The sequence below is a fragment of the Pseudomonas sp. SWRI51 genome, assembly GCF_014268825.1.
GTDB classification, from domain to species: Bacteria; Pseudomonadota; Gammaproteobacteria; order Pseudomonadales; family Pseudomonadaceae; genus Aquipseudomonas; species Aquipseudomonas farsensis.
Map to the genome: position 1 here is coordinate 1 of NZ_JABWRG010000004.1, position 14289 is coordinate 14289.

The window sequence follows — 14289 nt, forward strand, 5'->3', positions numbered from 1 at the left end:
GGGCTGCGCAGCAGCCCCTGGGGTTTTCAGGGCTGCTGCGCAGCCCAACGCGGGACAAGCCCGCTCGCCACAAAGGAGCTCGCCACAAGAAGATATGTCGGGCGGGAACAGGTTTGTACAAAACCATAGAATCTCCCACAGGTTGCGTCGCTTTTTGATTTTGTGGGAGATCACCCAGCCCTTCCGGGCTGCGCTGCCGCGCAGAGAGCTGGGCAGCGTGGGAGCGGGCTTGCCCCGCGATGGATGGCGTAGCCCTCGCGGCAATATCAAAGGCATAAAAAAGCCCCGGTTCTCACCGGGGCTCATTCTTACCGCTTGTCGCTAAGCCTGTAGCTGCTTAAGCCTGGACAACCGGGATGTTGGCGCTGGCTGCCGCCTCGCGGAACTCGGCGATCTGGTCGAAGCTCAGGTAGCGGTAGACGTCGGCAGACATGCTGTCGATGTCCTTGGCGTACTGCATGTACTCCTCGACGGTCGGCAGCTTGCCGATGATCGAAGCGACCGCAGCCAGCTCGGCCGAGGCCAGGTACACGTTGGTAGCATCACCCAGACGGTTCGGGAAGTTACGGGTCGAAGTGGAGACCACGGTAGAGCCGGTCTGCACACGTGCCTGGTTACCCATGCACAGCGAGCAGCCTGGCATTTCCATGCGCGCACCGGCCTTGCCGTAGATGCCGTAGTAGCCTTCTTCGGTCAGCTGGTGTGCGTCCATCTTGGTTGGCGGAGCCAGCCACAGACGGGTCGGGATACCGCCCTTGACCTTCTCCAGCAGCTTGCCGGCAGCGCGGAAGTGGCCGATGTTGGTCATGCACGAACCGATGAACACTTCGTCGATCTTCTCGCCCTGTACCGAAGACAGCAGGCGGGCGTCGTCCGGGTCGTTCGGCGCGCAGAGCACAGGCTCCTTGACGTCGGCCAGGTCGATTTCGATGATCTCGGCGTATTCGGCATCGGCGTCGGCTGCCAGCAGCTCAGGGTTGGCCAGCCAGGCTTCCATGGCTTGTGCGCGGCGCTCCAGGGTGCGTGCATCGCCGTAGCCTTCGCTGATCATCCAGCGCAGCAGGGTGATGTTCGACTGCAGGTACTCGGCAACGGCCTTTTCCGGCAGCTTGATGGTGCAGCCTGCAGCCGAACGCTCAGCCGAGGCGTCGGACAGCTCGAAGGCTTGTTCGACGGTCAGTTCGTTGAGGCCTTCGATTTCCAGGATGCGACCCGAGAAGGCGTTTTTCTTGCCTTTTTTCTCGACGGTCAGCAGGCCTTGCTGGATGGCGTAGTAAGGGATGGCATGGACCAGGTCACGCAGGGTGATGCCAGGCTGCAGCTTGCCCTTGAAGCGCACCAGGATCGACTCGGGCATGTCCAGCGGCATGACGCCGGTGGCAGCGGCGAAGGCGACCAGGCCGGAACCGGCCGGGAACGAAATACCGATCGGGAAGCGGGTGTGCGAGTCGCCACCGGTACCCACGGTGTCAGGCATCAGCATGCGGTTCAGCCAGCTGTGGATGATGCCGTCGCCTGGGCGCAGCGACACGCCGCCACGGGTGCGGATGAAGTCTGGCAGGGTGTGGTGGGTGGTCACGTCGATCGGCTTTGGATAAGCCGCGGTGTGGCAGAACGACTGCATTACCAGGTCAGCCGAGAAGCCCAGGCAGGCGAGGTCTTTGAGCTCGTCGCGGGTCATCGGGCCGGTGGTGTCCTGGGAGCCGACGGTGGTCATCTTCGGTTCGCAGTAGGCGCCTGGGCGTACACCCTGGCCTTCTGGCAGACCGCATGCACGGCCGACCATCTTCTGCGCCAGGGTGAAGCCTTTGTTGGATTCGGCAGGCTGATCAGGCTTTTTGAACAGGTCAACTGGGCCCAGGCCCAGCTCGGCGCGGGCTTTATCGGTCAAACCACGGCCAACGATCAGCGGGATACGGCCGCCAGCACGGACTTCGTCGAGCAGGACCGGGGTCTTGAGTTCGAAGTTGGTGACCAGCTCGTTGCTTTCGTGGCGGCGCACTTCACCTTTGTATGGGTACACGTCGATGACGTCGCCCATGGCCAGGTTGGTGCAGTCGAATTCGATCGGCAGGGCGCCGGCGTCTTCCATGGTGTTGTAGAAGATCGGGGCGATCTTGGTGCCGAAGCAGAAACCACCGGCGCGCTTGTTCGGCACGTATGGGATGTCGTCGCCGAAGAACCACAGCACCGAGTTGGTAGCCGATTTACGCGACGAACCCGTACCCACCACGTCGCCGACGTAGGCGACCGGGAAGCCTTTGGCGCGGACGGCTTCGATCTGCTTGAGCGGGCCAACCGAACCGGGTTGCTCAGGCTCGATGCCGTCACGGGCCATTTTCAGCATGGCCAGGGCGTGCAGCGGGATATCAGGGCGCGACCAGGCGTCCGGCGCCGGCGACAGGTCGTCGGTGTTGGTTTCGCCAGGCACCTTGAACACGGTCAGGGTGTATTTTTCGGCGATTGCCGGGCGCTTGGTGAACCACTCGCCGGCAGCCCAGGATTCCAGTACGGCTTGGGCGTGGGCGTTGCCCGACTTGGCTTTTTCGGCCACATCGTGGAAGGCATCGAACATCAGCAGGGTGTGCTTGAGCTGTTCGGCCGCGACGGCGCCCAGTTCGGCGTCATCCAGCAGCGCGACCAGCGTCTCGATGTTGTAGCCGCCCTGCATGGTACCCAGCAGCTCGGTGGCGTGCTTGCGGTCGAGCAGTGGCGAAGTGGCTTCGCCCTTGGCGATGGCAGAAAGGAAAGCGGCCTTGACGTAGGCAGCTTCGTCCACCCCTGGTGGAACGCGGTTGGTGATCAGGTCTACGAGGAAGGCTTCTTCGCCGGCCGGCGGGTTTTTCAGCAGCTCGACCAGGCCTGCGGTTTGTTCGGCGTTCAGCGGCTGGGGCACGATGCCCAGAGCGGCACGCTCTTCGATGTGTTTGCGGTAGGCTTCAAGCACAGTTATTACCCTCATCAGTGGTCCCTAAAGGGGGTCCGGGACGCTCATCCAGCATTCCTTGCACCCATGCGCAGCAACGGCTTTTTGAGCCGCAGGGCCAGGGTCGCAGAGAATCCTTACAGAAGCTGTTTTCAAAGTTTTACGCCTGTAGAACGGAAGGCTGATGAGGGGTTGGTACGGGGCAGGGTGCCTGGCCCGGACCAACGCCGTTCTACCGGATGAACTGTGCTCGTGACGCTTTGAAAACAGCTTCCAACGGACATTGTTGCCTTGAAAAGGCGGGTTGATTCTACGGTAAAAAATGCCCGATGGTAAGGCGGGGAAGATGACTTTAACGAGTGACCCTGGTTAGACAAAGGGCTAACATGGCCGCATGTTCCACCCCCAGACCGTTGTTTGCTCATGTCCAACCAGTCCATCAAGACCCCTTGTGTCGGCCTCTGCTCCACTGTCTACGGTGACCTGGTGTGCCGTGGCTGCAAGCGTTTTCACCATGAAGTGATCCATTGGAACGGCTACGACGACGAGCAGAAGCGCGCGGTGTGGCTGCGCCTGGAGCAACTGCTGGTGCAGGTGATGATGGCCAAGCTCGAAGTGTTCGACAAAGCGCTGCTGCGCCAGCAACTGGAAAACCGCTCGATCCGCTTTGTCGAGCATCAGTCGGTGTATTGCTGGGCATACCAGCTGATCGCCCGTGGGGCGCGCATGATCCGCGAACTTGAGGCCTACGGCATGGTGTTGCTGCCGGAGTTTCGCGATTGGGAGCTGCCGCAACTGCGCGATGCGATTGACCGCGAGTTCTTTTTGTTGTCCGAGGCGCACTACCAGCGCTACATCGCCCCAAGCTTTCTGCGCGACGCCATGGGTTGAGCTCACGCGGTAGGGGTGATGCCGTGAGCTGTAGGAGCGGCCTTGTGCCGCGAAGGGGCTGCGCTGCAGCCCCAAGATCTCAGCCTCATGCAGCATCGCCAAGGCTGCTACGCAGCCCGTTCGCGGCACAAGGCCGCTCCTACACGGGATCGCGTTGCTGGTTATGGCGTGGCAGCGGGCTTGCCCCGCGATGAGGCCCATGCAGGCCGGTAAATCAGTCGCCGGTGTATTCGCAACCGCTGGTGCAGGTTTCGTGAATACGCACTTTCGAAAGCTCTGGCAGCAGCGGCTTGACCTGTTCCCAGATCCACTTGGCGATCACTTCGCTGGTCGGGTTTTCAAGGCCAGGGATGTCGTTCAGGTAGTTGTGATCGAGCTGCTCGTAAAGCGGCTTGAAAATCGCCTTGATCTCGGAAAAGTCGCGGATCCAGCCGGTGTGTGGATCAAGCGGGCCAGTCAGGTGCAGGGCGACCTTGAACGAGTGGCCATGCAGGCGCCCGCATTTGTGCCCGGCAGGGACGTGCGGCAGGCGGTGGGCCGATTCGAAAGTGAATTCCTTGAAGATTTCCACGCTGTATGAACTCTGTGTGTAACGAAAATTGCGCGCAGTCTACCAGCATGCCCGCTACAAGGCTTGCAGCCGATCAGCCAACTGCCCGGTGGCAATCAGCTCCAGTAGCTCATCGCCCAGGCGCTGGCTCTCGGTGATGGCCTTGTACCAGTAGCGCTTGCGCCCGGCGGCATCGCCCATGAAACGCTTGAAATCGTTGCGGTCGGGCAACTTGCCGTAGGGTAGGGCGGCCAGATACTGCGGCGAGGGTGTGAGCAGCAGCACGTTGCGCAAACGCTCGGCGTCGCCACGGCGCCAGGGCAGGGCTTTGTCGAACCACCCCGGCACCACTTTGTCGGTGAAGTGCGGGTACAGCACGAGGTCGTCGCCTGCGTAGGGCAGGTCGAGGTGGTAGTCGAGCAGGCCGCCATCGCGGTAGGTGCCGGCGCCTGCGCCGGGTATGTCACGCACGCCTTCCATCACCATCGGGATCGAACCCGAAGCCAGCAGGGCGTGGCGCAGGTTGGCAAGGTCCAGCGCCAGGCAGCGTGAGGGGAAATCGGTCAACGGCCCCAGCGGCGGCGCTGCGCGCTGGTCGTGCAGGATAACCCGCTCGAAGTGCCGGCCCAGGTTGGCGCGGCCCAGCAGGTTGCTGGCGATCACCGAACCCAGGCCCATGCCCAGGCGCCCGCGATGGTCGTGGGCCAAATGGCCGTGGCTTTTGACCACCAGAATATTCAGCCGATAGTGCGGGTTGGCCAGAATCTGCCCGTCGCGGCCTTGCAGCAAGTCATCGAGCATGCGCTGGCAGCTCTGGCTGATCTGCCGCGCAGTGACACCTTTGGCGAAGTCCTGCTCGGTATACAGCTCGCCAAGGCGGCGGATGCCGGCAACCGGGTTGTCGAGGCAGGCACTGGCAAAGCGCCAGGAGCCGATCGAAGCACCGATCAGCGCCCGTTGGCGTGGCGCCGAGGGCAGCCATTCACCGAACAGCGCCAGGTCAAGGCCCTGGATGCCCAGCGGCTTGGGCCCGCCCGCAGCACCCGGCAATACACCCACATCGCCAGCCTGCAAGCCACGCTCGCGGATCTGGCGCATGGCGCGTTGCCCGGCCTTGAGTGTCAAGGCAGGGTATTTGATATGGATGGCGGTCATGGCGTCTCTCGTGCCGGGCAGGTGCGCATTATAGAGCAACACCTGGGGGCACGAAGGCCTGCGAGAGCGCCCAAGCCTGCGTTATCATGCACCCCGTTGTTTTCAGGTTGAATTAAGGACCCAGGGTTAATGTTGATTGCGTAGACAACTTCTAGCCCTCCCAGGAGAAACATTCATGAAAACGTTGACTGCCCTGTTCACCGCCGCTGCCCTGACCTTCGGCGCCACTGCCGCCTTCGCTCAGGACGTGCAACCCGATGAAGTGGTCAAGCTGGTGAACGCCAATACCATCAAGTCCCTCGATGAGCTCAAGGCTACCGCCGTCGCCAAGCACCCAGGCGCTTCCGTCACCGATTCGGAGCTGGAAAACGAATACGGTCGCTACATCTACAAAGTCGAGCTGCGCGATGCGCAAAATGTCGAGTGGGACGTTGACCTGGACGCCAAGACCGGTGAAGTCCTGAAGGACGCGCGAGACAACTGATGAACGCACTCCCGCGAGCGGCGCGCTACCTGGCTCTGGCCCTTACGGCTGTGTGTTCGCTGGCGGCCGCCCGCGACCTGGACCAGGATGAGGCACTGGCGCTACGGCAAAAGGGCATCATCCTGCCGCTTGAGCAACTGCTTGAAGCCGCCCTGGGGCGTTACCCCGGGGCGCGCTTGCTTGAGGCGGAGCTGGAAGAAAAGCACAAGCGCTACGAATACGAAGTCGAGCTGCTCACCCCGCAGGGTGTGGTGCGCGAGATCAAGCTCGACGCCCGCACCGGTGCGTTGCTCAAAGACGAGGAAGACGACTGAATGCGCCTGTTGCTGGTCGAAGACAATGTGCCCCTGGCCGACGAACTCACCGCCGCCCTGCAGCGCCAGGGCTATGCCCTGGACTGGTTGGCCGATGGCCGCGATGCGGTCTACCAGGGCCAGAGCGAACCCTATGACCTGATCATCCTCGACCTCGGCCTGCCTGGCATGCCGGGGTTGGAGGTGCTCGCGCAGTGGCGCGCAGCCAAGCTGGCCACCCCGGTGCTGGTGCTGACCGCCCGTGGTTCATGGGCCGAGCGCATCGAAGGGCTCAAGGCGGGCGCTGATGACTACCTGACCAAGCCATTCCACCCCGAGGAGTTGCAACTGCGCATCCAGGCCTTGCTGCGCCGTGCCAAGGGGCTGGCCAACCAGCCGCGGCTCGAAGCGGCGGGGCTGCACCTGGATGAATCGCGCCAGTGTGTCAGCCGCGAGGGTGTCGATATCCAGCTGACTGCCGCCGAGTTTCGCCTGTTGCGTTACTTCATGCTGCATCCAGGCCAGGTGCTGTCCAAGAGCCACCTGGCCGAACACCTCTACGACGGTGAGACCGAGCGTGATTCCAACGTGCTCGAAGTGCACGTCAACCATCTGCGCCGCAAGCTCGGCCGCGCGGTGATCGAAACCCGTCGTGGCCAAGGTTACGTGTATGCCGGGAGTGCTGCGTGAAGTCGATCCAGGGGCGCCTGAGCCTGGGCCTGGTGGCGGTGCTGGTGGTGGTCGGGTTGTGCGTGGCGCAGCTGACCCTGTGGCTGTTCGAGGCCGGCCTGCAGCGCTACCTGGAAAGCGGCTTGCGCAAGGAAAGCGAGAACCTGCTGGTGGCGCTGGTGCGCGGCCCCAATGGTCTGCAGCTGGATGAACGGCGTATTTCCTCGGCTTATCAACGGCCGTTTTCCGGCTACTACTTTCGCATCGACTTCGAGCAAGGCACCTGGCGCTCGCGCTCGCTGTGGGACTTGAACATGCCCAAACCGGCCAAGGCCGGGCTGGACGATGGGCACGAACTTGGCCCCGAAGGCCAGCATCTGCTGGCTTTTCGCGGTGATTACCGGCGCCTGGGTCAGGACATTTCCATCAGCGTGGCGCAGGACTATTCCCCGGTGCGCGAAGGTTTCCGGCGCATGCAGCAGGTTGGCCTGGGCATCGGCCTGGTAGCGCTGGTGCTAGTGCTGGTGCTGCAGCGCATCACCGTGACCCGCTCGCTGCGCCCGCTGGAGCGTGCACGCCTGCAGATCGCCCAGTTGCAGCAGGGCAAACGCTCGCAACTGGACGCCGAGGTGCCCAGCGAGCTGCAACCTCTGGTCGACCAGATCAACCACCTGCTGGCCCACACCGAAGACAGCCTGCGCCGCTCGCGCAATGCCTTGGGCAACCTTGGCCACGCCCTGAAGACGCCCCTGGCGGTGCTACTTAGCCTGGCGGCCAGCGAGCGCCTGCAAGGGCTGCCTGAGGTGCGCACGCAACTGCGCGAGCAACTGGAGCAGATCCAGCAGCGCCTGGCCCGCGAGCTCAACCGCGCACGCCTGGCGGGCGATGCGCTGCCTGGCGCGCAGTTCGATTGCGATGCCGAGCTGCCGGGCTTGATGTCGACACTGGGCATGATCCACGGCGAAGGGCTGCTGCTGGCTCGCGATGTGCCACCGGGCTTGCTGCTGCCGTGGGACCGTGAAGACCTGCTGGAGCTGCTGGGCAACCTGCTGGATAACGCCTGCAAGTGGGCCGACAGCGAAGTGCGTCTGGGTATTGCGCCAACCACCGAGGGCTATCAGTTATGGGTCGATGACGACGGCCCAGGCATCCCCGAGGGCCAGCGCTTGCAGGTGCTCGAGCGCGGCTCGAGGCTGGACGAGCAGGTCGATGGCCACGGCTTGGGGCTGGGTATCGTGCGCGACATCGTCGAAGCCTGGGGCGGGCGCATCGCGCTGCTTGAGAGCACTCTTGGCGGGTTGCGGGTCAGCATCGACCTGCCGCGCAAACACCATTGACTTGCAGGGCGGGCGCTATGGCCCGCCTCGATGCTGCAAAATAATTGCATCTCAAGCGCACTTTTTTGAATTAGCCGCCCCCACCGCCGCCCGGCACAATCGCCCCCACCAAACCTTGTGGTTTCCATCCCTCCATGGACGGAACTCCTTGCGTTATTGCTGCGGCAATACGGGGCCCAGGCAAGCGGTGCTGGGCTTTCTTTTTCAACTAAAAAAACACGACCCCATAAATTCGATGTCTGCCTCTCGTCCGCAAAGCCGCCTGCAGCGCTTGCTGCCGGCCCCTCTGAATAGCCCCCCAAAAGAATGGTTGCGCGCAGGCCTTGGCGCACTGCTCGGCCTGTTCCTGGCGGGTTACCTGTGTAGCCTGGCCTATGGCCCCTCGGTTGCCTTGCACTTGCTCGGCCCATTGGCCGCCTCGGCGGTGCTGGTGTTTGCCGTGCATTCAGGCCCATTGGCCCAGCCGTGGTCGGTGCTTGGCAGCTATGCCGTGGCCGGTGCCGTAGGCCTGGCTATGCGCCAGGCTCTGGGCGGCGGCCTCTGGGTGGCCGCCGCCGCGTTAGGCATCGCCCTGGTGGTGATGTGCCTGCTGCGCTGCCTGCACCCGCCCGGTGGCGGTGTAGCGGCCAGTGCGGTGCTGGCTGACCCCGGGCTGGTTGCGCTTGGCGACCATCTGCTTGAGCCCGTACTGCTCAACGCACTGGTGCTGGTGCTGGTGGCCGTGCTGTACAACCGGCTGACCGGGGTGCGCTACCCCAAAGGCGTGCCCCCGCGTAAAGACGCGCACCACACCCACGACCCGCTGCCCAACGAACGCGTGGGCTTCAGCGGTGCGGACCTGGACCAGGCCTTGGAGGACATTGGCGAGTTCGTCGACGTGACCCGCGAGGAGTTGCAGCGGATCATCCTGGCCACCGAACAGCATGCGTTGCAGCGCAGCCTGGGCGGTATCACTGCGGGTTCGCTGATGTCCCGTGATGTGCAGTCGGCCAGCCCGGACACCACCTTGGAGCAGGCGTGGAAGATGCTCTCAGGCCATCATCTGAAAACCCTGCCGGTGCTCGACAACGGCCAGCTGGCCGGCATTGTCAGCCTGAGCGACCTGGTCGGCCCGGCCATGGCGCGCGGGCGGTTCAGCTGGCGGGGCGTGTTTGGCCGAAAGCCCGTGCGGCTTGGCCAGGTGATGAGCCGGCGGGTCGTCAGCGTGACCAGCCAGCACCCATTGGAGCGCCTGTTGCCGCTGCTTTGCGAGCAGGGCCTGCACTGCCTGCCGGTGCTTGATGAGGGCCGCTTGGTGGGGGTGATTACCCAAACCGACTTGATTGCCGGCCTGAAGCGGCATTTGCTCAATGCCGCAGGGCAGGCGTCAGATAACCGGGTCCCAGCGCTGTGACCAGTCGCTCTCGCCGGCTGCGATCAGCCGGCGCAGCACGCTGAAGGCCTGCTGCAACGCCTCGCTGTCGCGCTTGCGGGCGTACACCAAGAACGTTGGGTAGGTAAATTCCGGCGCATGCGGCACGCGCTCGAACACCCCGCTTTGCAGGTAGGCCTGGACCACGCGGGTGCGGAAGTAGCCACTGCCGCCTTGGTCGAGAATGAACTGCAGGGCCAACGGCCCGAGGTTGAAACTCAGCGCCGGGCGCGAGAGGTCGGGCAGGGCGGCATCGTGCTGGCGCCGGAAGGCTTCGCCCCAGTCGATATAGACGTAAGGGGCGGGGGCATCCACCCGGCGGATGCGGATCAGTTTTTCTTCCATCAACTGCTCGACCTGCAGCCCGGGGCCGTAGGTGGGCTGGTACACCAGCGCGGCGTCCAGCAGGCCCATCTCGACCTTGCGCAGCAGCGACTCGCCATCGCTGACTTCGCTGCGGATGGCATGGCTGGGCAGTTCGCGGTGCAGCGCGCTGACCCAGTCGAGCATCATCGGGTTGCCCAGGCTCACTTCCCCGCCCACATGCAGCACTTGCTGGCAGCCTTGCGGCAATGGCAGATCGCGCCGCGCCGCTTCCCAGGTTTGCACCAACTGGTTGGCATAGATGACGAACGCCTCGCCATCGCTGGTAAGGCTGGCGCCGCTGCGGTTGCGCACGAACAGCTGGCAGCCGAGTTGTTGTTCGAGGCGTTGCACGCGAGCGGTGATGGCAGTTTGCGATACGAACAGCCGCTCTGCCGCAGCGACAAGGCTGCCGCAGCGGACGATTTCGAGGAAGGTTCGGGCCTGTTCGATGTCCATGGCGCTGCTCGGTGGGGAGGGTTGCGTATTCTAAAGCGCTTTGCACCGAAATGGGGCTCTACCGGCGGGCCTGCCAACCGTTGATTCGGGTTGTTACGCCGGTTTGGCTGTAGGAGCGGCCTTGTGCCGCGATGGGGTGCGCAGCAGCCCCCAGGATCCATGCCTTACGCAGAACCTCTGGGGCTGCTTTGCAGCCCATCGCGACACAAGGCCGCTCCTACACTTAAAGCTGCCACCAGCCCATGCAAATCTGCACAACCGTTGCGACTTAAGTCCGATGGCGGCGCGCCAACCCCGGTCCATACTCATCATTCGCCCTTCAATAACAACAAGTACCGGGTTGCGAAAACGATGACTTATCAGCACAGCTACACCCAGTCCATAGCCGACCCCGCAGCCTTCTGGAAAGCCCAGTCAGACGCCTTGGCCTGGTACCAAAAGCCCACCCAGACCCTGCAGCAAAACCTCGACGGCACCCACCGCTGGTTCGCGGACGGCCGCTTGAACACCTGCTACCTGGCCCTCGACCACCAGATCGAGCAAGGCCGCGGCGACCAGTTGGCGCTGATTTATGATTCGCCCGTCACCGCCACCCAACAGACCTACACCTATAACCAGTTGCGCGACGAAGTGGCGCGCCTGGCCGGCTTGCTCCGCAGCCTGGGCGTGGGCAAGGGCGATGGCGTGATCATCTACATGCCCATGGTCCCCCAAGCCGCCATGGCCATGCTCGCCTGTGCGCGCATCGGTGCCGTTCATTCAGTAGTGTTTGGTGGTTTCGCCGCCAACGAGCTGGCCCTGCGCATTGACGACGCCCGCCCTGCGCTGATCCTCACGGCCTCGTGCGGCCTGGAGTTCGACCGCGTCATCCACTACAAGCCCCTGGTTGACCGCGCCTTGCAACTGGCCCGCCATCAACCTCGCCACGTCCTCGTGCTGCAGCGCCAGCAGGCCCACGCCGAGTTGTCGCCGCAGCGCGACCTCGACTGGCAGCAGGCGCTGGCCACCGCCCAGCCTGTGGCCCCGGTGGAGCTGGCGGCAGGCGACCCGCTGTACATCATTTAGGGGTAGCTGTTAACTGTTAGCTTATAAATAGTTCCACAATTTCAGGTGCTTACAGCTCCTAACAGTTTTTTCAGATTCGGGGCTGTTCGACGAACGGTCGTTATTGGAGAGCAGTCGTTAGGAAGCCAATTCACCGCGTCCCATGCATCGTTGTTCCTACCACCCTCGCCATCAGCAAGCTTAAGGTCGTTACCTAAATCCCGGCTTGGTTTCGGTGATCGCTAATGCTTCAGGGATGGCATGGCGAGTTAGTCGACGATTCCCGGGGGGAGTGCGGGTGAGGAGCTAGCAGTCGAGGGGCTAGGCATGATGTTCTGACGGAACACCGGATGAGCCCCTTCGAGCCCCCCAGCCTTCAAAGCCCTGCATTACTACAAGCCAAGATCCCTCCCGAAGATAATCTCGGCCAACTGTGGAGGGGCAGTTCCGTCATCAATCCACCATTGAAGCGCAGCCAGAAGAAAAGCTTCCCATACCGATTCAGGGATCCGAACCACTCTGCGCAAATTCCAATTTCCGAATACTGTACTACCGCGCTTTAGTGAACGTCGCAGCAAACGCATGATAAGACGTTCTATTACTGTGCGCCCTTGATGGTCGGAAAGTTGGGTCGAGGGGGTTGGACGATAAATATAATCCGGCGCAGATGCGCAGTTTTTGATTTCATCAGAGATGACGACTGGGGTTTTCAGGGATACAGCCGCATGAAGAATTGACCTGGTGGCTTGCAGATCGAACCGGAGCGACGGATCTGTTAGATGCTTTACGATTGGAGAGGGCTCTGTGTAATAGGACGCCATCTGAGAGTTTATGCAATGAGAAAAGTTAGGGTGCCCCGTCCATATGTGCACGAGCTGCACTCCCGGATTTAAACATGCGCCTATGACTTGTCGCGCTTGCGTAAGGATTTTTCTGTTTGACATGATCAGCTCTTCTCAGTGTTCGAAAAATTGCGAATGTCAAAATGGTATGAGACGGTTAATGACGATCCACTGCCTATAAATGCTAATGCTCAGAAATTTCGACTGTGCTGAAGCATCGAGGTGGTGCAGCCTGAAAGATTCCGAGCCAACCTCAATTCGCTGAATACCTGGCCTCCTAGATTGTCAGGAATCCGTTGCGAACAAAGAATTTTGAAATCAAATCTCTGATGACCTCACGATTCTCAAACGCCTGCTTGATCGAGTACCCTGCCTTCATTATCTGATCAACGGCCTGATATTCCACCTGACTTACGAAGGCCTTAGTTCTTTCCTTGTCAAGACGCAGCTCCGGTAGTGGCTTCCCAGAATTCTCGTACACGAGCCCTTGCATAATGCCGCAAATGCAATTTCCAAATCCTTGGGCGTAAAAGTGGGGTGTGGTTTTCAGATGCTTCGCTAGCAGTTCACTGAAGTAGCTTATGTCCGCCTCACCAAGCAAGGCGCGAAGCTGCCCAAAATCAACGTGGATGCCAATGCTGGGATCTTGGCATTCAAACATTGACTGGTACTCTTCAATCGTCTCCTTGGAGGGTGAAAGCGCTAAATATGCTTCGTTACACCCTGCTAGCGGCTCATGAAAGATCTGATCGGTGGCCTTACCCGCCTCGTCAAGGGATGGGAAAAGAGCCGCAGCGATCGCTCGGACGAAATGCCAGGCCTCGTTGTCTTCCAGATTTATCTCGACGCTCAAGAAGCCCCGGAAAGCCTTCAGATCTTTCCAGCTCGTGAAGGCTGTGATGGGCTCTTTGGTGATCGAGAGGAAGGCATTGAAGGCATACAGGCTTCCCCATATATCCACTTGGGCACAGGCGGCATCGACCTTATGCTTGACGGCCTCTTCATTCAGCACGCCTAAGCGACGAAGAGTGCCCCTGTCATGAAGCTTGATTTGCGTGAGAGTGATCATTCTGAGTGGTACCTCGTGTTCACGTTGAGGTGGGCTAGATGTCCGTGGATGAACTCAGGGTAGCATGGGTTTTTGATTGTGCTTCCTGTGGAAAAGTTAAGGCGGGAGGTGCGGTTTTCAATATATTATTAAGTCGTCGATCGTAACTTTGGCTGGTTGGATATTTCTGTGTGATGTTGAGCGAATATATAGCTGTATAAGAAAGGTGGTTTAAAGTTTATTTGGAGCCTATGTGGCGAATGGTAAGGCGCCAGTAGGGGCGTATCTTGCTAGTAGAGCTTATTAGGCTAGTAAATTGCCATGGGCAGCTTTGGGGGTAACTAAAGTTTTCCAGCAGGCGGGTCGAATTTCAAAGGAAAAATTATGTTGGCAGCACTTGCGGCGGAGACAATATTTTGTACCAACTTGCCGCTCGGAAGGCACTTGCTGACTCCTTGCAAACGCCATCCTCGCCTCCCATTTTGAACGCTCAAAAGCCCGTCTCTCTGGCTGTTGCTGAATTCGAGAGCCTACATCTCACCAACTGCCGAAGCCGTGCAGCGGATACAGCTGCTGACTACAAGCTAAGCCGACCTGAGCGTCGAACCATGGAGGATTTGAGGTCTGACGACCTTATTTTGGACTGGAAGCTTCAGCGGGGTGAGTCCGGTGATGTGCTCGATCCGGATGGGAAGACGATTTTCAAACCAGGCACTATGCAAACCTTCGAAAGTGCTCAGGATGCTTTGACTATGGTGGCGTTCTCGCTTGTTTGTCGTGGGGGGCGGGAGGGGGGCGCCCCCCATCGCTTCCAATC

At 61.1% G+C, this 14289-nt stretch carries 11 protein-coding genes and 1 pseudogene; 7 read left to right on the plus strand and 5 right to left on the minus strand.

Translation table 11 applies throughout. From position 1 onward, the window contains the following. Window positions 1-337: 337 nt before the first annotated feature. Complete coding sequence (gene acnB, locus HU720_RS02370; RefSeq protein ID WP_186517112.1) at window positions 338-2947, minus strand: bifunctional aconitate hydratase 2/2-methylisocitrate dehydratase; 2610 nt, start codon at window positions 2945-2947, stop codon at window positions 338-340. Between the two features lie 402 nt (window positions 2948-3349). On the opposite strand from acnB, the gene HU720_RS02375 reads away from it, so the two are divergent. Then, window positions 3350-3817 carry a DUF1289 domain-containing protein gene (locus HU720_RS02375; RefSeq protein ID WP_186516992.1) on the plus strand — a complete coding sequence of 156 codons (468 nt, stop codon included), beginning with the start codon at window positions 3350-3352 and terminating at the stop codon, window positions 3815-3817. A 214-nt stretch (window positions 3818-4031) separates the two neighbouring features. Here the strand turns inward: HU720_RS02375 and queD are convergent, their stop codons facing one another. Next, the gene (queD, locus tag HU720_RS02380) at window positions 4032-4388 is read right to left on the minus strand and encodes a 6-carboxytetrahydropterin synthase QueD (RefSeq protein ID WP_110972230.1); all 357 of its coding nucleotides are present in this window, start codon (window positions 4386-4388) and stop codon (window positions 4032-4034) included. A gap of 54 nt (window positions 4389-4442) precedes the next feature. Next, a complete protein-coding gene (locus HU720_RS02385) occupies window positions 4443-5522 on the minus strand; it encodes a patatin-like phospholipase family protein (RefSeq protein WP_186516993.1) in 1080 nt (359 codons plus the stop codon). 175 nt (window positions 5523-5697) lie between these two features. Here HU720_RS02385 and HU720_RS02390 point away from each other — a divergent pair, with 175 nt between their 5' ends. The 5 genes from HU720_RS02390 to HU720_RS02410 all read left to right on the plus strand — a co-directional run bounded on the left by HU720_RS02390 (window position 5698) and on the right by HU720_RS02410 (window position 9698). Beyond that, window positions 5698-6006: a PepSY domain-containing protein gene (locus tag HU720_RS02390; RefSeq protein ID WP_186516994.1), complete on the plus strand. Its 309-nt coding sequence runs from the start codon at window positions 5698-5700 to the stop codon at window positions 6004-6006. Next, entirely contained in the window at window positions 6006-6320 is a 315-nt protein-coding gene (locus tag HU720_RS02395; protein ID WP_186516995.1) for a PepSY domain-containing protein, read from the plus strand. The genes HU720_RS02390 and HU720_RS02395 overlap by 1 nt, the downstream gene beginning before the upstream one ends. Then, a complete protein-coding gene (locus HU720_RS02400) occupies window positions 6321-6989 on the plus strand; it encodes a response regulator transcription factor (RefSeq protein WP_186516996.1) in 669 nt (222 codons plus the stop codon). Continuing rightward, complete coding sequence (locus HU720_RS02405; RefSeq protein ID WP_186516997.1) at window positions 6986-8305, plus strand: sensor histidine kinase; 1320 nt, start codon at window positions 6986-6988, stop codon at window positions 8303-8305. The genes HU720_RS02400 and HU720_RS02405 overlap by 4 nt, the downstream gene beginning before the upstream one ends. A 235-nt stretch (window positions 8306-8540) precedes the next feature. Further along, complete coding sequence (locus HU720_RS02410; protein WP_186516999.1) at window positions 8541-9698, plus strand: HPP family protein; 1158 nt, start codon at window positions 8541-8543, stop codon at window positions 9696-9698. On the opposite strand, the gene HU720_RS02415 is transcribed toward HU720_RS02410, so the two are convergent. Further along, on the minus strand, window positions 9672-10538 hold the full coding sequence (locus HU720_RS02415) for a LysR family transcriptional regulator (RefSeq protein WP_186517000.1): 867 nt from the start codon (window positions 10536-10538) through the stop codon (window positions 9672-9674). The genes HU720_RS02410 and HU720_RS02415 overlap by 27 nt on opposite strands. A gap of 351 nt (window positions 10539-10889) precedes the next feature. On the opposite strand from HU720_RS02415, the pseudogene HU720_RS02420 reads away from it, so the two are divergent. Beyond that, window positions 10890-11597: pseudogene (locus HU720_RS02420) on the plus strand (AMP-binding protein); the annotation flags it as partial. Between the two features lie 1104 nt (window positions 11598-12701). On the opposite strand, the gene HU720_RS02425 reads toward HU720_RS02420, so the two are convergent. Further along, window positions 12702-13493, minus strand: a complete 792-nt coding sequence (locus tag HU720_RS02425) for a hypothetical protein (protein ID WP_186517001.1) — start codon at window positions 13491-13493, stop codon at window positions 12702-12704. Window positions 13494-14289 lie beyond the last annotated feature (796 nt).

Bases quoted from the DNA above. Each gene is read 5' to 3' on its own strand.
- HU720_RS02390 (WP_186516994.1), top strand. From the start codon at position 5,698: ATGAAAACGTTGACTGCCCTGTTCACCGCCGCTGCCCTGACCTTCGGC.
- HU720_RS02425 (WP_186517001.1), bottom strand. From the start codon at position 13,493: ATGATCACTCTCACGCAAATCAAGCTTCATGACAGGGGCACTCTTCGT.
- HU720_RS02375 (WP_186516992.1), top strand. From the start codon at position 3,350: ATGTCCAACCAGTCCATCAAGACCCCTTGTGTCGGCCTCTGCTCCACT.
- HU720_RS02400 (WP_186516996.1), top strand. From the start codon at position 6,321: ATGCGCCTGTTGCTGGTCGAAGACAATGTGCCCCTGGCCGACGAACTC.
- HU720_RS02415 (WP_186517000.1), bottom strand. From the start codon at position 10,538: ATGGACATCGAACAGGCCCGAACCTTCCTCGAAATCGTCCGCTGCGGC.
- HU720_RS02385 (WP_186516993.1), bottom strand. From the start codon at position 5,522: ATGACCGCCATCCATATCAAATACCCTGCCTTGACACTCAAGGCCGGG.
- HU720_RS02410 (WP_186516999.1), top strand. From the start codon at position 8,541: ATGTCTGCCTCTCGTCCGCAAAGCCGCCTGCAGCGCTTGCTGCCGGCC.
- HU720_RS02395 (WP_186516995.1), top strand. From the start codon at position 6,006: ATGAACGCACTCCCGCGAGCGGCGCGCTACCTGGCTCTGGCCCTTACG.